The sequence below is a fragment of the Thermodesulfobacteriota bacterium genome, from assembly GCA_030583865.1.
In the GTDB taxonomy this organism is placed as follows: Bacteria; Desulfobacterota; GWC2-55-46; order GWC2-55-46; family GWC2-55-46; genus UBA5799.
Genome location: CP129479.1, coordinates 1,267,725 through 1,289,944, shown reverse-complemented (window position 1 = coordinate 1,289,944; position 22,220 = coordinate 1,267,725). Strand labels below are relative to the sequence as shown.

19 protein-coding genes are annotated in these 22,220 nt (G+C 58.9%); all 19 read left to right on the top strand.

The annotated features are described in order from the left end of the window. Nucleotides 1–14: 14 nt before the first annotated feature. The 19 genes from QY316_06135 (at nucleotide 15) to QY316_06045 (ending at nucleotide 22,214) form a co-directional block, all read left to right on the top strand. Complete coding sequence (locus QY316_06135) at nucleotides 15–1,016, top strand: Gfo/Idh/MocA family oxidoreductase (GenBank protein WKZ33974.1); 1,002 nt, start codon at nucleotides 15–17, stop codon at nucleotides 1,014–1,016. Continuing rightward, nucleotides 1,013–1,510 (top strand): acyltransferase, encoded by a 498-nt coding sequence (locus QY316_06130; protein WKZ33973.1) that lies wholly within the window; start codon nucleotides 1,013–1,015, stop codon nucleotides 1,508–1,510. The genes QY316_06135 and QY316_06130 overlap by 4 nt, the downstream gene beginning before the upstream one ends. Then, nucleotides 1,503–2,714, top strand: a complete 1,212-nt coding sequence (locus tag QY316_06125) for a DegT/DnrJ/EryC1/StrS family aminotransferase (GenBank protein WKZ33972.1) — start codon at nucleotides 1,503–1,505, stop codon at nucleotides 2,712–2,714. Before QY316_06130 ends, QY316_06125 begins: the two co-directional genes overlap by 8 nt. Then, nucleotides 2,695–4,011 carry a polysaccharide deacetylase family protein gene (locus tag QY316_06120; protein WKZ33971.1) on the top strand — a complete coding sequence of 439 codons (1,317 nt, stop codon included), beginning with the start codon at nucleotides 2,695–2,697 and terminating at the stop codon, nucleotides 4,009–4,011. The genes QY316_06125 and QY316_06120 overlap by 20 nt, the downstream gene beginning before the upstream one ends. Beyond that, nucleotides 4,011–5,066 (top strand): GNAT family N-acetyltransferase, encoded by a 1,056-nt coding sequence (locus tag QY316_06115; GenBank protein WKZ33970.1) that lies wholly within the window; start codon nucleotides 4,011–4,013, stop codon nucleotides 5,064–5,066. The genes QY316_06120 and QY316_06115 overlap by 1 nt, the downstream gene beginning before the upstream one ends. Further along, nucleotides 5,066–6,370 carry a hypothetical protein gene (locus tag QY316_06110; protein WKZ33969.1) on the top strand — a complete coding sequence of 435 codons (1,305 nt, stop codon included), beginning with the start codon at nucleotides 5,066–5,068 and terminating at the stop codon, nucleotides 6,368–6,370. Before QY316_06115 ends, QY316_06110 begins: the two co-directional genes overlap by 1 nt. Continuing rightward, a complete protein-coding gene (locus QY316_06105) occupies nucleotides 6,370–7,275 on the top strand; it encodes a glycosyltransferase family 2 protein (protein ID WKZ33968.1) in 906 nt (301 codons plus the stop codon). The genes QY316_06110 and QY316_06105 overlap by 1 nt, the downstream gene beginning before the upstream one ends. Nucleotides 7,276–7,291: 16 nt before the next feature. Further along, nucleotides 7,292–8,491: a glycosyltransferase family 4 protein gene (locus tag QY316_06100; GenBank protein WKZ33967.1), complete on the top strand. Its 1,200-nt coding sequence runs from the start codon at nucleotides 7,292–7,294 to the stop codon at nucleotides 8,489–8,491. After that, entirely contained in the window at nucleotides 8,481–9,338 is an 858-nt protein-coding gene (locus tag QY316_06095) for a glycosyltransferase family A protein (protein WKZ33966.1), read from the top strand. The genes QY316_06100 and QY316_06095 overlap by 11 nt, the downstream gene beginning before the upstream one ends. 3 nt (nucleotides 9,339–9,341) lie before the next feature. Beyond that, nucleotides 9,342–11,255: an asparagine synthase (glutamine-hydrolyzing) gene (gene asnB, locus QY316_06090; protein ID WKZ33965.1), complete on the top strand. Its 1,914-nt coding sequence runs from the start codon at nucleotides 9,342–9,344 to the stop codon at nucleotides 11,253–11,255. Between the two features lie 154 nt (nucleotides 11,256–11,409). Further along, entirely contained in the window at nucleotides 11,410–12,744 is a 1,335-nt protein-coding gene (locus QY316_06085) for a hypothetical protein (protein ID WKZ33964.1), read from the top strand. Between the two features lie 147 nt (nucleotides 12,745–12,891). Continuing rightward, nucleotides 12,892–14,196: a polysaccharide pyruvyl transferase family protein gene (locus QY316_06080; protein ID WKZ33963.1), complete on the top strand. Its 1,305-nt coding sequence runs from the start codon at nucleotides 12,892–12,894 to the stop codon at nucleotides 14,194–14,196. Continuing rightward, nucleotides 14,193–15,419, top strand: coding sequence for a glycosyltransferase family 4 protein (locus tag QY316_06075; GenBank protein WKZ33962.1), 1,227 nt, complete (start codon nucleotides 14,193–14,195; stop codon nucleotides 15,417–15,419). The genes QY316_06080 and QY316_06075 overlap by 4 nt, the downstream gene beginning before the upstream one ends. Nucleotides 15,420–15,432: 13 nt before the next feature. Next, nucleotides 15,433–16,890, top strand: coding sequence for an MOP flippase family protein (locus QY316_06070; GenBank protein ID WKZ33961.1), 1,458 nt, complete (start codon nucleotides 15,433–15,435; stop codon nucleotides 16,888–16,890). A gap of 1 nt (nucleotide 16,891) precedes the next feature. After that, nucleotides 16,892–17,728, top strand: a complete 837-nt coding sequence (locus QY316_06065) for a glycosyltransferase (GenBank protein WKZ33960.1) — start codon at nucleotides 16,892–16,894, stop codon at nucleotides 17,726–17,728. A gap of 25 nt (nucleotides 17,729–17,753) precedes the next feature. After that, on the top strand, nucleotides 17,754–19,037 hold the full coding sequence (locus tag QY316_06060; protein WKZ33959.1) for a Coenzyme F420 hydrogenase/dehydrogenase, beta subunit C-terminal domain: 1,284 nt from the start codon (nucleotides 17,754–17,756) through the stop codon (nucleotides 19,035–19,037). Next, nucleotides 19,027–20,181 (top strand): radical SAM protein, encoded by a 1,155-nt coding sequence (locus QY316_06055; protein WKZ33958.1) that lies wholly within the window; start codon nucleotides 19,027–19,029, stop codon nucleotides 20,179–20,181. The genes QY316_06060 and QY316_06055 overlap by 11 nt, the downstream gene beginning before the upstream one ends. Nucleotides 20,182–20,200: 19 nt before the next feature. Further along, complete coding sequence (gene rfbF / locus QY316_06050; protein ID WKZ33957.1) at nucleotides 20,201–20,968, top strand: glucose-1-phosphate cytidylyltransferase; 768 nt, start codon at nucleotides 20,201–20,203, stop codon at nucleotides 20,966–20,968. Between the two features lie 16 nt (nucleotides 20,969–20,984). Beyond that, on the top strand, nucleotides 20,985–22,214 hold the full coding sequence (locus QY316_06045; protein ID WKZ33956.1) for a class I SAM-dependent methyltransferase: 1,230 nt from the start codon (nucleotides 20,985–20,987) through the stop codon (nucleotides 22,212–22,214). Nucleotides 22,215–22,220 lie beyond the last annotated feature (6 nt).

The following is a 22,220-nucleotide window of genomic DNA, read 5'->3' as shown; positions in this document are numbered from 1 at the left end:
GGAAAGGCGGGCGTATGCTCAAAATCGGGGTAATCGGGTACGGCTACTGGGGCCCGAACATAGTACGGAACTTCAATTCCATCGAGGGCGCGTGCGTGGCGGCGGTTTGCGACAAGAACCGGGCAGCGCTCGCGCGCGCGGTGAGGAACTGTCCGGGCATAACGGCGACGACCGACAGCCGCGACATCGTCACATCGCCTGACATCGACGTCGTGACCGTGATTACCCCGGTCAGCACACATTACGAGCTCGCAAGGTCGGCGCTCCTTAACGGTAAGCACGTCTTCGTCGAGAAGCCTTTTACCTCCACCGCGGCCCAGGCCGAGGAGCTCATAGATATCGCCGCGAGAAAAAAACTGAAGATAATGGTCGACCACACCTTTCTCTTTACGAGCGCGGTGAGGAAGATAAAGGAAATAATCGACGAGGGCGTGCTCGGGGACCTCTATTACTACGATTCCACCAGGGTGAACCTGGGGCTTTTCCAGCACGACGTGAACGTCATATGGGACCTCTCCCCCCATGACTTCTCGATAATGGACTACCTCATTGAGGAAAAGCCTGTCGGCGTATCGGCCAGCGGCAGGGCCCACATAAACGCGAAGGAGGACATCGCGTACATAATGGTCTATTTCCCGAACAACATAATCGCGCACTTCAACGTGAACTGGCTCTCGCCTGTGAAGCTAAGGACGACCCTCATCGGCGGCGAAAAGAAGATGCTCGTATGGAACGACATGGACGCCGACGAGAAGATAAAGGTATACGACAGGGGCGTTGACATAACGACGAGGGAAGGTCTGTACGACCTCCTGGTGAGCTACCGGTCGGGAGACATGTGGGCCCCCAAGGTCGACCAGGGAGAGGCGCTGAGGCTCGAGACCGAATACTTCATCAACTGCATAAGGAACGACGAGAGCCCGTTCAACGACGGGGAGGCGGGGCTCCGCGTCGTGAGGATGCTCGAGGCATGCGACGAGTCGCTCCGGAACAACTGCAGGATGGTCACAATATGAGCGCGGGAGACGCTCCGAACTTCAATCGGATAGCCCGGGACGTGAGGCTCGGGGCCGGGGTCAAGCTCGGCAGCTTCATAAACCTTTACGGCTGCTCCGTGGGCGACGGCACCAAGATAGGCGCTTTCGTGGAGATACAAAAGAACGCGACGGTCGGCAGGAACTGCAAGATATCGAGCCACTCTTTCGTCTGCGAGGGCGTGACCATCGAGGACAACGTTTTCATAGGCCACGGCGTGACCTTCATAAACGACACCTACCCGCGCGCGACCACCCCGGCCGGGGCGCTCAAGAACGACTCGGACTGGACGGTCGAGCGCACTGTAGTGAAAAAGGGAGCGTCCATTGGCTCCGGCGCCACGATACTGAGCAGGGTGACAATAGGCGAAAACGCGATCGTGGGCGCGGGATCGACGGTGACCAAAAACGTCCCGCCGAATGCGATAGTGGCCGGGAACCCGGCACGGATATTAAGGAGCGCACCCAATGAATAAGGCTACCGGCGGAGCAACACCTTTCGTAGACCTCGCCTCCCCTCACATCGAGCTCGAGGAGGAGCTTGTAGGCGCGTTCAGGCAGGCGCTGAGGGAAAGCTCTTTTATCGGAGGCGCCGCAGTCGAGGACTTCGAGTCCAGGTTCGCCGGGTTCTGCGGCACGCGCTTTTCGGCGGGGGTCGCAAACGGCACCGACGCCCTGAGGCTCGCCCTCGCCGCCTCAGGCGTAAAGCCCGGCGATACGGTCGTTACGGTGGCGAACACGTTCATAGCCACCGTCGAGGCCATCTCGCAGGCAGGGGCGCTCGCGGCGTTTGTGGACATAGACGAAAAGACGTACAACATGGACCCCGCCGCCCTCAGGCGCTATCTCGAGACAGGCTGCAAGGCGCGCGGCAAAAGGCTTTTTGACAAAAGGACTGAATCCCCGGTTACAGCGGTAGTGCCGGTGCACCTTTACGGGCAGCCGGCCGAGATGGACGCGATACTCGATATGGCCGGCGGCTTCGGGCTCAAGGTTATCGAGGACGCCTGCCAGGCCCACGGGGCCAAGTACCTGTCGAGAAGGAGCGGACAATGGATGAAGGCCGGGTCCATGGGGGCGGCTGCGGCCTTCAGCTTCTATCCGGGAAAAAACCTCGGGGCCTGCGGCGACGCTGGCGCGGTAACCACAAACGACCGGGAAATCATCGAAAACATAAGAATGGCGCGCGACCACGGGCAGTCCAGGAAATACATACACGAGATCGAGGGCTGCAACTCCAGGCTAGACGCCATCCAGGCGATGGTACTCAGGGTAAAGCTCAGGCGCCTCTCCGAATGGAATGAGATGAGGCGCGACGCGGCAAGGGTGTATGACAGGCTTTTCAGAGGCTCGGAAAAAGTCATTACCCCTGCCGAGCACCCGGACTCCAGGCACGTCTACCATCTTTACGTGGTGAGGGTGCGCGACCGCGAGGCCCACCAGAGACGCCTTTCGGAGGCGGGAATCTCCACTGGCCTCCACTACCCCGTGCCGCTCCACCTCCAGAGGGCGTGCGCGCGCCTCGGATACTGCCAGGGCGACCTGCCTGTCACCGAAAGGGTCGCGGACGAAATACTCTCCCTGCCGATGTATCCGGGCATCAGGCCCTCAGACCAGGAAAGGATTGCCGCGCTCATGCTCGGCCCGGAGGCCTCCGGAATTGCTGATAGACTTCCTTAACCATATCATCGAGACCAAGGGGTTCCTGCACGGCATCGAGCGATCCGCGCAGGTCTTCATGAGGTACTCTTTCGGGAGGGCTCGCTTCTCGGAGATGATGCGCGAGCTTGACCAGGACCTCGGCACGATGGGCGTCAGGGTGACTTTCTGCATAACGGCCAGCCTACTCGAGAACCATTACGGCTTTTTCGAAAGATTCAGGGACCTCGGGCACGAGTTCGCCGCTCACGGGTACTTCCACACGAACATGAAGACGAGGTCGCTCGCCGAGCAGAAGGCTCTCATCAGAAAGAGCTACAACGCATTCGAGAAGGCAAAGCTCAGGGTCTACGGCTTCAGGTGCCCGTACCTGAGCTACAATGAAGACACTCTCGCGGCCCTCTACAAAAGTCCGTTCGCCTGGACGAGCAACAACGTCATCCTCTGGGACGAGACACTCCAATCCTGCAGGCGCTCGGAAGAACATCTCAGGAAGCTCACGCTCCTCTACAACACATCCAGCCCGGAGATCTCCATCTCCGTCCCCGCCGTCAAAGGAAAACTCATCGACATCCCGATCACCGCGCCGGACGACGAGATGCTTTTCGAGAGGTACAGGATAAAGGAGCGCGCCGCCATATCATCCATATGGCAGTCGATATTCAGGAAGATCCACTCGCGGGGCGAGCTCTTCCACCTTCTTTTCCACCCTGAAAGGTTCAAATACTTCGAGGCATCGATAATGGACGTCGCGGGGGCGGCCAGGGCCGCGCGCCCCCGCGTCTGGTTTGCGACCCTGAACGAGATAACCTCGTGGTGGGAGAGGAAGCGGAAATCCGCGTGGAGATACGATAAGGCCAGGGACGGCTGGCGGGTGCGGCTCAAGTGCCCCCGTGAAGGAACTGTCCTCCAAAAGGCCGTCGACGCGAAAGTTGGCGGGGACCTCATATGCGGCGCCTACGCGCAGGCAAAAGCCCACTACAAGGACGGCTGCTTTCACATCGAAACCAACGACATACGCAAGCACACCATCCAGATATCCAGAAACTGCTCGCGCGATGTCGAGTCGTTCCTTGCAGAGGAAGGCTTCCTGACGAGCGTGGTGGAGTACCCGCACAGGAACGCGCTGTTCATAGACGGGTACGCGCAATTCGCGCCAAGGGACAGGCGACTGCTGCTAGACGTCATTGATAATTCGAGCTATCCGCTGCTTCGCCTCTGGAGGTGGCCGCACGGGGCCCAGTCCGCCTTTACCGTCTCCTCGGACGTGGATTCGATAAACGTCTCGGATTTTTTCAAGAGGTTCATCTACTTCTGATGCGGTCACGGGCTTCCACAATAAGCTTCGCCTCCCTCGATGAAGTAGGCGAGAAAAACTGGGACACCCTCGCGGCCTCGCTTAACGGCACCGTCTACCACCATTCTGCCTGGCACAGGGCGATCGAGCTCACCTACGGGATAAGGCCGGTCTACATCCTGAAAAGGGACTCGGACGGCGCGATTTCGGCGGCCATGCCGGCTGCGCGGCTCGACCGGAAGCTCGGTAAAAGCCGGCTCGTCTCTTATCCCTTTTCGGACGTATGCGGGCCTCTTTACAGGACTAAGGAGGACGCGGACGCGTTCATCGACGGGCTTGCCGGGGCCGGACCGCATGAGTATCGGACAGAGGTCAGAAGCCCTGTCCTTTTCACGGCAGGCGGGTATTCGATGTACGACGGCTACTCCGGTTTCTCGCTCAGGATCGACAGGGAGGAAGAAGCCATAATGGAGGGCTTCCACAGGGACTGCGTGAGGAGGAAGATAAAGAAAGCCTTCCAAAACGGACTGGGCGCAAGAGAGGGTAAAACGATCGCCGACCTTCGCGACTTTTACGGGCTGCACGTCCGGTCGAGAAAGAGGCAGGGCGCGCCGGTCCAGCCATTCAGCTTCTTCAGGAACCTCTGGAAGGAGCTATTCACCTCTGGCCTTGCCTCGCTCATCATGGTGGACAAAGGCTCATCCGCGGTTTCAGGCGTTATGCTCCTTCAATTCGGGGATACGGCTTATTACAAATTCGGCGCTTCGGATGAAAGGCATTTCGGGTCAGGGGCAAGCCAGCTGGCGCTCTGGACGGCCATAAAGAAGGCCTCCCATGAGGGGCGGAGCGTCTTCGACTTCGGTAGGACCTTCACCGGGAACAGTGGGCTCATGGAGTTCAAGTCAAGGTGGGGGGCTCAAGCCTCGCCCCTGTATTACATGTACGCGCCGGAAAGCAAGGCCGGCTTAAAGGACGAGGGCGGAAAGGCCGCGCGCGCCGCCGTGGCTTTGTTCAGGATTCTCCCGGGCTTCTCCAACCGGCTCCTCGGCAGGCTCTTTTACAGGTATCTCGCTTAATGGACCAGTACGGCGACATACACCCGCTCGCCCTGGCGTTCGCACTCGCTTCGGGCTTCCTGATGCTCGTACTGCCGAGAAGGGCGGCCCTCGTGCCGCTCATCCTCGCGGTCGTCTTCATCCCAATACAGCAGAGGATCATAATATTCACTCTCGATTTTTTCATATTGAGGATACTCGTCCTCTTCGGCTGGGCCAGGGTGCTCATTAAATCCGAGTTCAATATAAAGCTCAACAGGATAGACAAGCTCATGCTCCTCTGGGCCCTCTCCAGCATCACCGTATACACGATACTCTGGCATACCTCCGCGGCCTTCGTGAACAGGCTCGGCATATCCTTCGACATCATCGGCGTCTACTTCCTCACGCGGTTCCTCGTCCGGAGCGTCGAGGACATACTCTGGGTCATAAAGTCGCTCGCGCTCGCTGCCGTCCCGGTCGCCGCTGCGATGGTCTACGAGATGACGACACAGAGAAACATCTTTTCCGTATTCGGCGGAGTCCCGGAATACACGGCCATAAGGGAAGGAAAGCTCAGGTGCCAGGGGGCCTTCGCACACCCCATCACCGCGGGGTCCTTCAGCGCCTCGCTCCTCCCGCTCTTTTTCGCTGCAAGGAAGATCAAATACCGGAGCCTCCTCATGTACGTAGGAATAGCGGCCACTACGCTCATAACGATAAGCACTTCTTCGAGCGGCCCGGCGCTCGCCTATCTGGCCGGCATCGTGGGCATCTTCATGTGGCACTTCAGAGACCGTATGAGGCAGCTCAGGTGGCTACTCGTAATAACGCTCGTAGGGCTCCACCTAGTAATGAAGGCGCCGGTCTGGGCGCTCATCCTCAAGGTCAAGCTCTTCGGCGCCTCTACCGCCTACCACAGGTATCATCTCATCGACCAGTTCGTAAACAGGGTCGGGGAATGGTGGCTCCTGGGCGTCAGGTCGACCGCCGGCTGGGGCTACTACCTCTTCGACGTCACCAATCATTTCATACGGATTGCTGTCGACGGCGGGCTCTTAACACTCGCCCTCTTCATAGCGATACTCGCGACGTGTTTCCAGACGGTCGGAAGGGCTGTCAAATCCGGACAGTTCGCGCCCGGCATGGACAGGATCGTGTGGGCGCTCGGGGCAGCGCTCTTCGTCCACATCGTCTCCTTCTTCGGGGTCTCGTATTTCGACCAGATAAAGGTGATACTTTATATGCTCATCGCCATGATAGCCGCCGTGAGGGGCTTGACCGAAAAAGAGGCTTCAAGGGAGCCGGCACCTCTTGCCGCCGCAGAGGGGGCGGCAAGGGCCTGATGCCTGACGTATCGGTAATTATCGTAAACTGGAACGCAAGGGACTATCTCCTCGAGTGCCTGGGCTCGCTCCGGTCGGGGCTCGGAAGCCTCGATGCCGAGGTCATTGTGGTCGACAACGCCTCGTCAGACGGCTCGGCAGGGGCGGTAAGAGAAAGGTACCCTGAAGCGAGAGTGCTTGAGCAGAGCGAGAACCTGGGCTTTGCCACGGCGAACAACATAGGCATGAAGGAGAGCAGCGCGGAATACGTCTGTCTTGTCAATTCGGACGTCGTCCTCCTCGACGGCTGCCTTGAAGCGCTTCAAAAATTCCTGGACTCCCTCCCCCGGGCCGCCCTGGCGGGACCGAGGGTCCTGAACCCTGACAGGAGCCTGCAGCGAACGTGCAGGCGCTTTCCGAGCCTCAGCGGAAGCCTTCTTTCGGCAATCGGCCTCGACGGACGGAACTACTTCCCCCACGACAAGTCGGAACGGGTCGAGGCGTTGAGCGGATGCCTCCTGATGGCCAGGAGAAAGGCCATCGAGGAAATAGGGATGCTCGACGAGAGGTTCTTTTTCTATGCCGAGGACAAGGACTGGTGCAAGAGGTTCCATGACGCAGGATATGAGAACTGGTACTGCGCGGAAGCCGAGGCAGTCCACCACGGCGGCGGAAGCTCGGCCATAGCGCCGGTTAGGTTCTATATCGAGATGCAGAGGGCGAACCTCGAATACTGGAAAAAGCACAGCGGGGCCGTTGCCAGGGCCGCGTATCTTGCGATAATCCTTCTGCACCAGGTCATCAGGTTCGCGAGGTCCGGCGCGCTCTATATCCTTAAGCCGGCGGAAAGGAGGACGGCCGCGCACAAGGCCAGGAGGAGCGCCGCCTGCATTAAATGGCTCCTCACGGGCGAAAACGCGGCCTGACCCCATAAAAATGGAAATGGCTCGAGTGGGAATGGCCGTATTCTCGTGCTACCCGGCTGACCCGAGGGTAAGGCGCGAGGCCGAGGTCCTCGCGAAGGCCGGGATCGAGGTCGACGTCATATGCCTCCGGAACAAGGGCGAACGGGCCCTTGAGGCATACGGCGGCATAACCGCGCACAGGATAATGAGATGGCCCGACCGGACCGAAAGCCTCTTCAGGTACTTCATGACATCGTCGCTCTTCGGGGTGCTCTCGTTTCTGAAGCTCCTCCGCCTTACAATGAGGCACCGGTACAGCCTCATCCAGGTGCATAACATGCCGGACCACCTGGTGTTCGTGGGCCTGGCCCACAGGATGGCCGGGGTGCCGGTGATACTCGACCTCCACGACCTTACGGTAGAGCTCTACGAATCCAGGACACGGGGGTCTGTCATGGCCGCGCTCCTGCCGTTCGTCAAGGCAGCGGAGAAGCTCTCATGCGCTTTCGCGGACAAGGTCCTTACGACGAGCCCCGGCTTCAGGCAGAGGCTTATAGAAAGGGGTGTCGACCCGGGAAAGATCGTGCTAGTCTTCAACTCCGCAGACAACGCCATCTTCAGCGCCCCCCCGCCGCGGGAGTGGCGGACGATAGAAGACGGCCCTGCGCTTCTCTATCACGGAACGGTAGCCCGGAGGTTCGGCCTACACGTCGCGGTGGAAGCCGTGTCCATCCTGAGAAAACGGCTGCCGAATACGCGCCTTTCCATCTACGGCAAGTACGACCCGTCCTACAGGGAGGAGCTCGAAGAGCTCATAAGGGAGCGGTCGCTCACGGAGCACGTGCGGCTTTACGGGTACCTGCCGCTCGACAAGGTAAGCGAGACGATAGGCGCGTCCGACATGGGAGTCGTCCCGTACATCGACGACCCGTTCATGAGGCTCGCCCTCTCGACCAAGATATTCGAGTATGTATGCATGAGGATGCCAGTAGTGGCTTCGAGGCTTGAGTCCATAATGTCGGTCTTCGGCGAGGACGGCATAAAATACTTCGACCCCGGAGACCCGGAGGACCTTGCCAGGAGGATCGAGGAGTCATGCAAAGACCCGCTCGAGAGAAAGGGCTTAACCGAGAAGGCGGCCCGCTCATATGACATCGTCGCCTGGCCAGTCATGTCGGAGGTCTACCTGGGCGCCGTGAACGGCCTGATAGGAGGAGCAGCCAAACATGGGCCATGAGGCTCGATACTCCGTCATAAGCCCGGTCAAGGACGAGGAGGCATATATCCGGCATACCGCGGAGTCCATGCTCTCGCAAAGGCTTAAGCCGCTCGAATGGGTCATTGTAGACGACGGCTCCAGGGACAGGACCCCGGAAATAGTCGAGGGATACTCCTCGAAACACCCCTGGATAAGGCTGGTGAAGCTCCAGGGCTCGGAAAGGGTACGGGGCGGCCACATAGTGAGGCTTTTCTACGAGGGATACGCCGCGCTCAAGGCACGCGAATTCGATTACATAGTCAAGCTCGACGCCGACCTCTCCTTCGGGCCGGATTTTTTCAAAAAGGCGCTGGGTTGCATGACGAAAAACCCCGGGCTCGGCATAACGAGCGGCATCAGCCACATCCTCAAGGGCGAAACGCTCGTCGAGGAGAAGTCCGCGGAAGGGCACACGCTCGGCGCCTGCAAGATATACAGGGTCAAGTGCCTTGAAGGAATAGGGGGGCTTGTGGAGGCGATGGGCTGGGACGGCATAGACGAGATAAAGGCCCGGATGCGGGGCTGGGAGGCATGGCCGGTGCCCGGGCTTAAAGTCATCCACTTGAGGCCCGAGGGGCGCGCAAAGGGGCTCTTCAGGTCAGGAATTGAGCGCGGGCGCGGCTCCTACTTCATGGGCTACCACCCGGCCTTCTTCGCGCTCAGGGCGCTCAAGTGCCTGTTAAAGTCGCCCCTTGACGGGCTTGGCATGGCGGCGGGGTATGCAGGCTCCCTACTCGGTAAAAAAGAGCGGATAGACGACGCTGAATTCATAAAGGAGCTCCGGGCAAGCCAGGTGAAGAGGCTTTTTCAAAGGGAAAGGGCATAATGCATGTGCGGCATCTGCGGAAAACTCAATTTTGACGGAAGGCCCGTAGAAAGGGGCAACATCGAGGCCATGACCGACGTCATGGAGCACCGGGGCCCGGACGACAGGGGCATATACATGGACGGGCCGCTCGGCCTCGGGCACAGGAGGCTCAGCATCATCGACCTCTCCCCTCTCGGCCGCCAGCCCATGATGAACGAAGACGACGCCGTGTCGGTCGTCTTTAACGGCGAGATATACAATTACCTCGACATAAGGGACGACCTCAAGAAGGCGGGACACGCCTTCAGGTCGCTTACGGATACAGAGGTCATCGTGCACGCATACGAGGAATACGGGGCTGATTTCGCCACGCGCCTTAACGGCATGTTCGCCATAGCCGTGTGGGACCGGAGGAAACGCGAGCTCGTCCTCGTAAGGGACAGGCTCGGCATAAAGCCCGTCTACTATTACATGGACGGCGGCTTCATAGCCTTCGCGTCGGAAATAAAATCCCTTCTCGAAGACCCGGGAGTTCCGAGGGAGGTAGACCTCCAGGCGCTCTCGAATTTCCTGACTCTCCATTATGTGCCGGGGCCGAAGACCATGTTCAGGGGCATAATGAAGCTCCAGCCCGGGCACATGATGACAGTAAGCGGGGGTGTGGCGCGGATAAAAAGGTACTGGGAGCTCAAGAAAGACCCGCAGCTCGTAAACTGCATGAAGAAGGCCGGGGAAGCGGAGATCGCGGGCCATGTCTTCTCCGCGCTCAAGGAGTCGGTAAGGAAGCGCATGCAGAGCGACGTGCCGGTGGGCGCGCTCCTGAGCGGCGGGCTCGACTCGAGCGCCATACTCGGGCTCATGACCGGGCTCTCCGGCCGCCCGGTCCATTCGTTTACGGTCGGCTACAGCGAATCAGGCGACGACAGCGTCTCCGAGTTCAGGTATTCGCGGAAGGTCGCGGCGCACTTCAAAAGCAGCTATCACGAAACGGTGGTCACGGCCGAGAGGTTCCTCGACTATCTCCCCAGGGCCATTTGGCACCAGGACGAGCCGATAGGCGAGCCTGCCTCCATCCCGCTCTACTTCGTCTCAAGGCTCGCGAAGGACAACGGCGTGACAGTGCTGCTCACCGGAGAAGGCTCGGATGAGCTCTTCGCGGGCTACAACAGGCACTGGGGCGAAGTCCTGTCGAGATACTATATGCTTATGCCGGACGTCTTGAAGGACAGGTTATTCGGCCCGGTCATAAGGATGCTCCCCAGGTCCCCTCTCCTCAAAAAAGGGCACAGGTCCATGTCCATACGGGACTTCCGGGAGAGGTACATGTCATGGCACACCGTATTCCCTGACGACCTCAAGCGGGAGCTGCTCCTCAACCGGGATACGAAGAGCGCGTTCAATGACGTCTTCGAGAGGCTCATGCCGGCGGCGGACGGGCTCGAAGAGATGGAAAAGATATTGCTCCTCGATTTAAGCGTCTGGCTACCGGACGACCTCCTCATGAAAAAGGACAAGATGGGCATGGCCGCGTCGGTTGAAGCCAGGGTCCCCTTCCTAGATTACACCTTTGTAGAGCTTGCCTTCCAGATACCCGTGAGCCTCAAGGTAAGGAGGCTCGTCACCAAATACATCCTCAAGAGGTCAATGGAGCGCCTCCTTCCGAGCGAAATAATCTACAGGAAAAAAGAGGGCTTCCCGACGCCCATATCCGGATGGCTCCGCTCCGGGCTCAAGGGTTTCATGCTTGAGACCCTTTGCTCCGAAGGGGCGCTGGGGCACGGGCTACTTGACAAGCGGGTCGTAAAGAGGCTGGTCGACGAACATCTGAGCGGCAGGGAAGACCATAACAGGATGCTTTTCCCTCTCATAAACTTCGAGATATGGCACAGGCTTTTCCTAGGCAATAAGGCACCGGCAAGATTTAATTATTTATGATATGACCGAATTCCTGATTTAGTTTAGATATGTTCTCAAAATATAATTCTAACATAGTGATTTAAATCACATTTTTGAGATGCAATCTCCTGTATCCTTCTGAAAACACACGCCCCAGGGGGGTGTAGAAAAGAATAGGCTAAAGGAGGTTGTAATGAAGAAAATCGGAATCTTATCGGCGCTTCTCTTCCTGGTAATATGCGCCTTCCCCGACATGTCCGACGCCGCAGTCCGCTACGTGCGGGCAGGGGCAAGCGGCAACGGCAGCGGGGCCGACTGGACGAACGCCTATCCGGCCCTTCCATCCTCTCTTGTGCGCGGCGACACCTATTACATAGCCAAGGGCACGTATTCTGGCCGCACCTTCGGCGACGCGGAGAACGGCCAGTGGATAACGATAAAGAAGGCCACGGCCTCCGACCACGGGACCAATACCGGCTGGAACAGCTCCTATGCCGACGGGCCGGCGGTATTCACAAGCACGCTCAAGTTCAATACCGGCTATTATGAGATTAACGGCCAGACGGGCGGCGGACCGGGCAAGTGGACCTCGGGACACGGCATAAAGGTCCAGCATGCCGGTTCCAGCAATACCGTAAAACTCATAAGCATGCCTAAGGCCGTCAACAATCTTACTTTCAAGCACATGGAGCTTTCGTTCAACCCGTGCTCGTCATGCACCGGGCAGGACGCGATCTATGGCATATACGGCGGCAAGAACTGGAAGTTCCAGCACATCTGGGCCCACCACCCGAGCAGGGTCGTATTCTACACCATAAACGTCTCGAATATACTGATCGAGTATTCGCTCCTTGAGCGGAGCGGCACCAACGGCTCATCCTCCCAGCACTCCGAGATATGGTCTGCCAGGGACACGCACGACGTGACGCTCCGCCACAACTACATACGGGACTACAGGAGCACCGGAGGAATCATAATGGGCCGCGCCAAAAACTGGGACATATACGGCAACATATTCCAGTGGACCGTGGATTTCGGCGGCACCTCCAACAACGGCGCCATAGGGAGCTGGTCGTCGGACTCTACCTACTACGCGAACAACATCAGGATATACAACAACACCTTCGTGGACCTCAAAAGCGGCGGCTCAGGCAAGATATTCCCGATATACAGGTCCATCAGCGGCGTCGTTGCCTATAACAACCTCTGGTACAACAGCCCGTCCGTTGCATTCGGCGGCGGCGTAAAGCACGACTACAACTGGTTCAAGGGCTCGAACGAGGGCAAGATAAGCGAATCCAACATACAGGTCGGCTCCGGCGACCCGTTCGTCAGCTACTCGGGCAAGGACTTCAGGCTTAAGGCCTCCACGAAGTCCGGCATGAGCCTCTCCTCGCCCTTCAATGTCGACATGCTCGGCATCGTGCGCGGCAGTAACGGCATCTGGGACAGGGGCGCGTTCCAGTTCGGCGGGACGGTGAACGTATCGACCACGCCCCAGCCCCCTGCTTCGCTTTCCGTACAGTAAGTCCATATTCAGGCCGGCCCTGAAGGGCCGGCCTGAATACCTCCGATTAAAGCCGCCGTTTTCGACGTAAAGACCTCTTCCGCACCGCTATCTCGTCAAAAAAGCACAGGCTTTCAAACCATTCAAGACCAACTCAAAAACAGGGCGTTGAAGGTATTTCTCCTGGGAGCGTCCTTCAACACGAGGAACATGGGCGTCGGCGCGCTTACGGCCGGGGCCCTCAAATGCATACTCAACTGGAGCCCGCAGGCCGAAATAGGCATGCTCGACTACGCGAGGGCCGGAGGGTTACACAACTTCTCGTACAAGGGGCGCGAGGTGCTCGTAAGGCTCGTTAACATAAGGTTTTCGAAAAGATTCTACCTGCCGAACAACATCGCCCTGCTCATCCTCCTCGCGGCGCTTGCGCGCATAATGCCCGGGAGCATCCGGAGAAAGATCATCGGCGGAAACGCCACCCTGAGCGAGCTTCACTCTGCCGACATGGCCGCCTCTATAGCAGGCGGCGACAGCCTGAGCGACATCTACGGCCTTGGGCGCTTCATGTACGTCGCGCTCCCACAGCTCCTCGTCATTCTCATGGGAAAGCAGCTCATCCAGCTCCCGCAGACCTACGGCCCGTACAGGAGCAGGTTATCGAGGGCCGTGACAAGGTTCCTGCTCGACAACTCCACGATGGTATTTTCGAGGGACTACGAAGGCATCGCCGAGGTACGGCGCCTCCTCGGGATACTCGGGATGAGCGAAAAGGTCCAGTTCTGCCATGACGTCGGTTTCGTCCTCGACCCCGTGAAGCCGGAGGACCTGGAAATAGAAGGGGCCGCCTTTGACGTAGCCGGGGAAGTCTCTTCGATCGTAGGCTTGAACGTAAGCGGGCTTCTATACATGGGAGGATACACCGGTGACAACATGTTCAACCTGAGGCTCGACTACAGGCTCCTGGTAAGGGAGGTTATAGACTTCCTCGTTACGAAAAAACGCGCCCATGTAGTCCTCATACCGCACGTCTTCGGCGGAAGCGAGCACCCGGAGAGCGACGCCGAGGCGTGCCGCAAGGTATATGACGAGCTTAAGGCGGCCTACGGCCCGAGCCTCTCGCTTGTGACCGGCGACTACGGCCCCGGCGAGATAAAATCAATCATAGGGCAGTGCGGCTTCTTCATAGGCTCCAGGATGCACTCCTGCATAGCCGCTCTTTCGCAGGGCGTCCCGGCGGTCGCCATAGCATACAGCGACAAGTTCAAGGGGGTCATGGAGACGGTCGGCGCAGGCTCGTCGGTGGCCGACCCGTGCTCGCTCGATTCGGAAGGCGTTCTCGGCGTCATAGAAAAGGCCTACGAGGAGAGGGCCGCAATGTCCGCGGACCTCAAGGCGGTGATGCCCGGGGTCCGGGAAAACGTGCTCAGCCTGTTTTACTCCCTGGCGCCGGAGCCGAGGCGGGAAACCGCATGAAGCGCATGAGACGGAGGATCGCCTTCGTAACGAACCCGCTCGACTCCGGGTTCAGGAGCTCCATAAGCATCATCATCCTGGAGCTTGCCAAGAGGCTTAAAAACGAGTTCGACATAACCGTCTACACGAGCAGGGGCGGGGCCAGAATCGACCCGCCCGGCCTCGTGGTAAGAAGGCTTTCAGCCGGGCCGGACAGCTTCATGCGGAGGTTCACGGGGAAGCTCCGCCCCTTCTACAGCCTCAAAAAGCCCTTTTTCAGCTCGTTCCTTTATTATCCTTCCTACTCGGTGCAGCTCGCCCTCGATCTCAGGAGAACAGGGCCGGACATAGTCCACATCAACAACTTCTCCCAGTTCGCGCCGGTCGTAAAGGCACTGAATCCAGGCATGAAGCTCGTGCTCCACACGCATAACGAGTGGCTGGCGCAGCTCGACAAGAAGACTATGGAGGAAAGGCTTGCCAGAACCGACCTCGTCGTCTGCTGCAGCGACTACATAACCTCAAGGACGCGCGATGCGTTCCCGGCGCACGGCGGAAAGGTGAAGACCCTCCATAACGGCGTCGACTACGCTCGCTTCAGCCAGGTCCGCCCCCGGGACGGCGACCAGAGGCTCATCTGCGTCGGCAGGATAAGCCCGGAAAAGGGGCTCCACGTGATCATGGAGGCCTTCAACATAATAGCCCCCAGGCACCCGGGGCTCGAGCTCCACCTCATCGGCCAGGAGCGTATTACGCCGAGGGAGTTCCTCGTGGACCTGAGCAGGGACGAGACGGTGAGGTCGCTTGCCGCCTTTTACCCTGGGAGCTACCAGAAGAGGATATCGGGCATGCTCGCACCTGGCCTTTCGGAGAGGGTCTTCTTTATGGGGCACGTAAGCCACTCGGAGATGATGGCGAAATACTCGGAGGCTCACATATTCATCAACGCCTCCTATTACGAGTCCTTCGGAATGCCGGTAGCCGAGGCAATGGCCTGCGGCCTCCCGGTCATCGCCACGCGGGTCGGCGGCGTGCCCGAGATTGTCCAGGACGGCGTATCCGGGCTCCTTGTCCAGCCGGGAGACCCGATAGGGCTCGGCAAGGCGATAGAGCTTCTTGTCAGGGACAGGGGCTTGAGGGCTGCCATCTCCGCCGCCGGGAAAGAGCGCGTAAAAGACCTCTTCAACTGGGACCGTATAGCCGGGACGATGGCCGGTTATTACAGGGAACTTGCGGGCGAGTAGCCCCCGGGCCCTGATGAAACGAACCGAGATCAAGCAGAAGATCATAAGCGGGAGCTTCTGGACCGTATTCTCGAACGTCTGCTCCCAGGTCGTAACGTTCTCGGTCACGATAGTCCTCGCGAGGCTGCTTACGCCCGGCGATTTCGGCGTGGTCGCCATATCTTCGGTCTTCATCGGCATCGTCATCCTCTTCCAGGACCTCGGCATGGGCGCCGCGATAATACAGCGGCAGAACATAGATGACGACTACCTCTCCACATCATTCTACGTGAGCATAATGGCGGGAGTCGCGCTCGCCGCCCTCCTTGCCGCAGCGTCGCCCTTCATAGCAGCGTTCTACAGTGAACCGGTCCTCCGTGACATACTCCTGGTATCATCGCTCGGCTTCGTCCTCAGCCCTTTTACGTCCATACACACCTCCATCCTCTCTAAGAGGCTGGAGTTTAAAAAGCTCTCTTTCGTAAACCTCGGGAACCACGCGCTTTCAGGCGTTATCTCCGTTGTGCTGGCCCTTTCAGGCTACGGGGTCTGGAGCATGGTGCTCGGCAAGATCCTTTCGCAGCCGCTCCTCATACCAATTGTCTGGTCCATAGTCAAATGGAGGCCGAAGCCGAGGCTCGTCAAAAAGTGCTTCACCGACCTCTTCGGGTTCAGTTCCAACCTCCTGGGATTCAATATCCTGAACTTCTTCGCAAGGAACCTCGACAACCTCATAATAGGCAAATACCTGGGCGCGCAGGCCCTCGGATACTATTCTGTGGCGTACAACCTGATGCTCAAACCCCTTCAGCTGATATCCTGGTCCATGGGAAAGGTGCTCTTCCCCGTCTTCTCGAGCATACAGGGCGACAGGGAGCGGACAAGGAGCGTTTACCTCAAGGTAGTGCGCTCCATATCGCTCATAACCTTCCCGATGATGACCGGTCTCTTCATGGTCTCCGAGGAGTTCATCCTCTCGGTCTACGGCGCGGCGTGGGAGCCGGCCATACTTCCTCTTAAGCTTCTCTGCGTCGTGGGTGCCGTGCAGTCCATCGGCACGACCGGCGGCATAATCTTCAATTCGCAGGGCAGGCCCGACCTTACCCTGAAACTCGGCGTCTTTTCATCGGCTCTTATAGTCGTTGCCTTCCTGGTCGGCATAAGATGGGGGCTCCTCGGGCTTATAATCGCGTACATATCTGCCTCGATCCCCGTTTTCCTTCTGGGCCAGTACGTAGCAAACAGCCTCATCGGCGTGAACATGCTCTCGTTCATAAAGGCGCTCGCGCCTTCGACCGCGTGCTCCGGCGTCATGGTCGCGTTTCTCCTCGGCTTCCGGTACATGAACGGGCGCTCTCTCCACCTCGAGATGGAATACGCGCTCATAGTCCTCGTGCTCATCGGGATAACCACTTATCTGCTCTTTGCGGCAAAGGTCTTCAGGGTGCCTGAGGTGAACGAGGCGCTGCGCATGGTGAGGAGAAAGGCCTGAGATGAAAATCAGGGTCCTGATGATAACCCACAACAGGCCGGATTATACGAAGCTTTCGCTCTCCCGGCTCACCGAGACACTTCCCTCCCATGCAAAGGCAGTGGTCTGGGACAACGCCTCGTCGGAGGAGAACCTGAGGGTGCTCCGGGGCTTCGAAGAGCATCCGGCCATAGAGAAGATCATATACAACAAGACCAACGACAGGCTGAGGGGCCCGACTAACTGGTTCTGGAGGAACCATGCCGACGCGGACCTCCTGGGGAAAATTGACGACGACTGCCTTATGCCCGCGAGGTGGGTCGAAAAGCTTGAGAAGGCGCACAGGGACATACCCGATGCAGGCATCATCGGCTGCTGGAGGTTCCTGCCGGAGGACTTCAACGTCTCCAAGGCCACGAGGAAAATACATTCTTTCGGGCCCCACATGATACTCAGGAACTGCTGGATAGAGGGCTCCGGGTATCTCATGAAAAGGAAGCTGGTAGAGGAGATAGGGACCTTGAGGCCGAAGGAGACGTTCACGACCTGGTGCTTGAGGGCCGCGGCAAGGGGCTATGTCATCGGCTGGTACTATCCGTTCCTCTACCAGGAGCACATGGACGACCCCAGGGCCGAGCACTCCGGCATAAAGACCGACGAGGACTTGAGAAGGCTCCTCCCCCTCTCGGCCCGGCAGTACGGCGTGAGGACGCGCGAGGAATGGGTCAAAAGGCTCAAGGGCACTGCCCAGAGGCTGCAGGAATACTCGCTCGACCCCTACGACTTCATCGGGCTCAGGTCGAAGCTCAAAAGGAAGCTCTACAGGATGCTCGGGCTCGCCTATTTCCCCAGGGAATGACGCTGGTATTGCGACCCTGCCCCTGATGGAATTCAAAAATGTCGAAGAGATAGCCGCGTGGCGCCTGTGCCTCGGGTGCGGCGCGTGCGCATACGCGTGCAGGCAGGGGAACGTCCGGCTCGTAGATATAACCCGGGACGGGATTCGGCCGGCGGTCGGGAGCGGGTGCGACGGATGCGGCGACTGCGTAAAGGTATGCCCGGGCCTGGAAACGTCCCACAATGAATGGCCTGAAGACGCGCTCAGGGAACTCACCCGGGGCTGGGGGCCGGTTCTGGATGTCTGGGAGGGGCATGCTTCCGACCCCGAAATAAGGTTTGCCGGGTCGTCTGGCGGGGCCGCTACAGCCCTCGCGCTATACTGCATTGAAAGGCTCGGGATGCACGGCGCTCTTCACAGCGGAGGAGCCGTGGACGAGCCCTGGAGGAACAGAACGGTTTTTAGCCTGGCGAGAGAGGAGCTCATAAAACGCTCGGGTTCGAGGTATTCTCCGGCTTCGCCCTGCGATGGTCTTGCATCGATCGAAGCGGCCCCCTCGCCTTCCGTCTTTATCGGCAAGCCCTGCGACGTGGCCGCTTTGAGGAAGGCCGGCGAAATGAGGCCGGCACTTAAGTCGAAAACAGGACTAGCGCTCTCGATATTCTGCGCGGGCACGCCGTCCACGCTCGGCACTCTCGAGCTGCTTAAGAGGCTGGACGTGTCCGCGGAAGAGCTCAAGAACCTCAGGTACAGGGGCATGGGATGGCCCGGCATGTGGAATGCGGCGCTTAAAAACGGAAAAGAGGTGAAGCTTTCCTACATGGAGGCCTGGGGCTTTCTCCAGAAGTACAGGCCGCTAAGGTGTTATCTCTGCCCGGACGGCACAGGCGAGTTCGCGGACGTATCCTGCGGGGACCCCTGGTACAGGGAGGCCGTGGAATCGGAGCCGGGGCTTTCTATGGTGGTTGCGAGGACAGGGCTCGGAAGAAAGATAATAGGCTCGGCCATGGACGCGGGCTATCTGAAGCTCAGGAGAATAGACCCGGCGCTTCTCGCCAGGTCTCAGGCAAACCTCCTCGCCAAGAGGAGCGCAATATGGGGCAGGCTCGCGGCCATGCGGTTATTCGGCATACCGGTCCCGAGGCTATCGGGTTTCAGCCTCTTCCGGAACTGGCTCGGCCTGTCGATCGGCGAGAAGGCCCGTTCATTCGCCGGAACGGCAAGGAGGGTCGTCAAGCGGGGCTATTACGCCAGGGCAAGGCGCGTTTCATACATAGAGGGGAAGCGGGGAAATATCAACCACCTGAACGAGGGCACCCATGAAAACTGAAAGGCTTTTCGAGACGCCGCTTACCGAAGAGCAGCAGGCTAACAGCATTCTGAACCAGAGGGAGTTCAGGGAAGGCTCTACGGTCCTCAAGTCCTTCCCCAGGCGCATTGTATTCGAGCTCACGAACAGGTGCAACTTCCAGTGCATCATGTGCGGCCGGGAGGCCGTTAACTTCAGGGTGAACGACCTCCCGGTGGACGTCGTGACGGCGTTCGAGGCGTTCTATTCGAAGACCGAGGAGGTCACGCTCCACGGCTGGGGCGAGGGAACGCTCCACCCGAAGCTCCCCCGGATACTCGAATACCTTAACGGCTTCAAGAGGCTCCGGAAATACTTCGTCACGAACGGCAGCACCATCCCGAGGATAAAGGACCTCGTCTTCGAGCACCACGTGGACCTCATTGCGGTCTCGCTCGACGGCTCCACGGCCGCCACCAACGACTCGATAAGGAAAGGCGGCAACTTCCTCCGGGAGGTCGATTCGGTTTCGGCGCTCATGGAAGAGAAGAATAGGCGCGGAGCGCTCTATCCGTACGTCAACTTCGTCTTCACCGCCATGAGAAGGAACATAAGCGAGCTGCCGGGCATGGTAGCTCTCGCAAAGAGGACCGGAGTCCCGGAGGTGAAGGTTGTATACCTTACCGTCTTCGACGAAAGCCTCGCAGGCGAATCCCTTCTCGACATGCAGGAGACGGTAAGGGAAAGCTTCGCGTTAGCCTCTGAGCTCGCTGCCGCAGAGGGCATAAAGCTCAAGCTCCCCGAAATACAGGGCGAGGGCGATGCGGGCAGCATGCCACACAAGCCGTGCGCCTTCGCCTGGAGGGACTTCTACATCGGGAGCGACTGCTTTGTCCGTCCATGCCAGTCCTCCTCTGAAAAGCTGCTGGGCATCAAGGATTACGCCTCTCCGCTCGAAGCCTGGAACTCAGCCGGGATGATCAGGATGCGCGCCTCCGTGAATTCGGAGGAACGGATGCCGCCGAGCTGCATGAACTGCTACCACAGCTCCTGCGCGAACTGGAACCTCAAGTCGAGCTTCGTGCAGTACGACAAGGCGTTCGCGCCCGAGTGGCTGCCGGTCGATACCGGCGAAGCGGTCTCCGAGGGCCTCCAGCCCGTTATCGCAGACGCAAAAAAGACATGAAACGGAGAGAAACGCGCCCATGAAGGTCGCCATACTTGCAGGCGGGCTGGGTTCGAGGCTCGCTGAAGAGACGGAGCTTAAGCCGAAGCCCATGGTCGAGGTCGGCGGCCGTCCCATGCTCTGGCACATCATGATGTATTACTCGGTTTACGGCTTCAGGGACTTCGCAATCGCCCTCGGCTACAAGGGAGAGTACATCAAGAGGTGGATGAAGGACTACTGCGCGCTCAACAGCAACATGACCGTAAGGACCAGCACCGGCAAGGTGGAGATCACCGGAGGGGACGTGCCTGACTGGACGGTGGACCTCGTGGATACGGGCCTCAACACCATGACCGGAGGCAGGATAAAGAGGCTGGCCCCCTGGACCGGGAACGGCTCTTTCATGCTCACCTGGGGCGACGGCGTTTCCGACATCGACCTCCATGCGCTCATTAAATTCCACCGTTCGCACGGGAAGCTCGCCACCCTGACCGCCGTCAGGCCGCCCGCCAGGTTCGGGCACCTTGAGATGGACGGGAACATGGTGACCGAGTTCTCTGAGAAGCCGCAGACCTCCGAGGGATGGATAAACGGGGCTTTCTTCGTGCTGGAGCCCGGCATTTTCGACTATATCGAGGGCGACGAGACGCAGTTCGAAAAGGAGCCCCTTGAGAACCTCGCGAAGGACGGAGAGCTAATGGCATACACCCATACCTCCTTCTGGCAGTGCATGGACACGCTGAGGGACAAGCTGCATCTCGAGAAGCTCTGGACGTGCGGAAATGCGCCCTGGAAAAAATGGTAAACGACCGGAGGAACAAATGAACGAAAAGGCCTCAGCATGCCGCTCATGCGGCGGGGTCAGGCTCGAGACGGTTCTTGACCTCGGAACAACGCCGCTCGCGGACGCGCTCCTCACGGAAGAGGAGCTCGAACGCCCGGAGCCCGAGTACCCGCTCAAAGCCGTCTTCTGCCGCGACTGCGCGCTCGTGCAGATACTCGAGACGGTGCCGCCCGAGGAGCTCTTCTGCAGGAGGTACCCCTACTACTCGTCTTTTTCGGACGAGCTTCTCAGGCACTCGAGAGAGAACGCGTTGGAGCTTATCAATACGAGGCGGCTCGACGCGGAAAGCCTTGTCGTTGAGATAGCCTCGAACGACGGATATCTCCTCAAAAACTTCGTTCAAAACGGCATACCATGCCTCGGCATAGACCCTGCCGAAGGCCCGGCAGAGGCTGCCGAGAGGGCCGGGGTGCCCACCCATTGCGGGTTTTTCAACGCCGAGCTCGCAGGCAAGCTCCGAAGCATGGGGAAAAGGGCGGACGTCATAATCGCCAACAACGTGCTTGCCCATGTCGCGGACTCCGGGAGCTTCCTCGACGGCGTAAGGATACTCCTTGACGACGGGGGGGTCGCCGTAATCGAGGTCCCCTACGTAAGGGACCTCGTAGATAAAAGCGAGTTCGACACCATCTACCACGAGCACCTCTGTTATTTCTCCGTAACGTCTGTCGACCGTCTGCTCCGGAGCCGCGGGCTCTTTCTCAATTCCGTAAGGAGGATACCCATCCACGGCGGCTCGCTCCGGCTCTACATAGGCCTCAGGGACGAGCCCGACGCATCGGCAAGGGGCCTTCTCGACGAGGAGAAAAAGGACGGGGTGGACGGATTTTCCTATTATAACGATTTCGCCATAAAGGCTGAAAACATCAAAAACGGCCTGAGGCTCATGCTCAAGATACTCAAGGACGGCGGAAACCGCATCGCCGCCTACGGGGCCGCTGCAAAAGGAGCGACACTCCTCAACTATACCGGGATAGGCAGGGACTTCATAGACTTCGTGGTGGACAGGAACGTCCACAAGCAGGGGCTTTACATGCCCGGCAGGCGCATCCCCATCTTCCGTCCTGAAAAACTTCTGGAAGAGAGGCCAGATTACGTGCTCATACTCGCATGGAACTTCGCCCGGGAGATCATAAGCCAGCAGGATGAGTACAGGGCCGCCGGCGGCAAGTTCATAGTGCCGATACCGGAATGGAAGGTAACCTGAAAAAGG

What these genes read in the sequence shown, in the direction of transcription:
- QY316_06135 (WKZ33974.1), top strand. Translation starts at nt 15, where the DNA reads ATGCTCAAAATCGGGGTAATCGGGTACGGCTACTGGGGCCCGAACATA.
- QY316_06130 (WKZ33973.1), top strand. Translation starts at nt 1,013, where the DNA reads ATGAGCGCGGGAGACGCTCCGAACTTCAATCGGATAGCCCGGGACGTG.
- QY316_06125 (WKZ33972.1), top strand. Translation starts at nt 1,503, where the DNA reads ATGAATAAGGCTACCGGCGGAGCAACACCTTTCGTAGACCTCGCCTCC.
- QY316_06115 (WKZ33970.1), top strand. Translation starts at nt 4,011, where the DNA reads ATGCGGTCACGGGCTTCCACAATAAGCTTCGCCTCCCTCGATGAAGTA.
- QY316_06110 (WKZ33969.1), top strand. Translation starts at nt 5,066, where the DNA reads ATGGACCAGTACGGCGACATACACCCGCTCGCCCTGGCGTTCGCACTC.
- QY316_06105 (WKZ33968.1), top strand. Translation starts at nt 6,370, where the DNA reads ATGCCTGACGTATCGGTAATTATCGTAAACTGGAACGCAAGGGACTAT.
- QY316_06100 (WKZ33967.1), top strand. Translation starts at nt 7,292, where the DNA reads ATGGCTCGAGTGGGAATGGCCGTATTCTCGTGCTACCCGGCTGACCCG.
- QY316_06095 (WKZ33966.1), top strand. Translation starts at nt 8,481, where the DNA reads ATGGGCCATGAGGCTCGATACTCCGTCATAAGCCCGGTCAAGGACGAG.
- asnB (WKZ33965.1), top strand. Translation starts at nt 9,342, where the DNA reads ATGTGCGGCATCTGCGGAAAACTCAATTTTGACGGAAGGCCCGTAGAA.
- QY316_06085 (WKZ33964.1), top strand. Translation starts at nt 11,410, where the DNA reads ATGAAGAAAATCGGAATCTTATCGGCGCTTCTCTTCCTGGTAATATGC.
- QY316_06075 (WKZ33962.1), top strand. Translation starts at nt 14,193, where the DNA reads ATGAAGCGCATGAGACGGAGGATCGCCTTCGTAACGAACCCGCTCGAC.
- QY316_06070 (WKZ33961.1), top strand. Translation starts at nt 15,433, where the DNA reads ATGAAACGAACCGAGATCAAGCAGAAGATCATAAGCGGGAGCTTCTGG.
- QY316_06065 (WKZ33960.1), top strand. Translation starts at nt 16,892, where the DNA reads ATGAAAATCAGGGTCCTGATGATAACCCACAACAGGCCGGATTATACG.
- QY316_06060 (WKZ33959.1), top strand. Translation starts at nt 17,754, where the DNA reads ATGGAATTCAAAAATGTCGAAGAGATAGCCGCGTGGCGCCTGTGCCTC.
- QY316_06055 (WKZ33958.1), top strand. Translation starts at nt 19,027, where the DNA reads ATGAAAACTGAAAGGCTTTTCGAGACGCCGCTTACCGAAGAGCAGCAG.
- rfbF (WKZ33957.1), top strand. Translation starts at nt 20,201, where the DNA reads ATGAAGGTCGCCATACTTGCAGGCGGGCTGGGTTCGAGGCTCGCTGAA.
- QY316_06045 (WKZ33956.1), top strand. Translation starts at nt 20,985, where the DNA reads ATGAACGAAAAGGCCTCAGCATGCCGCTCATGCGGCGGGGTCAGGCTC.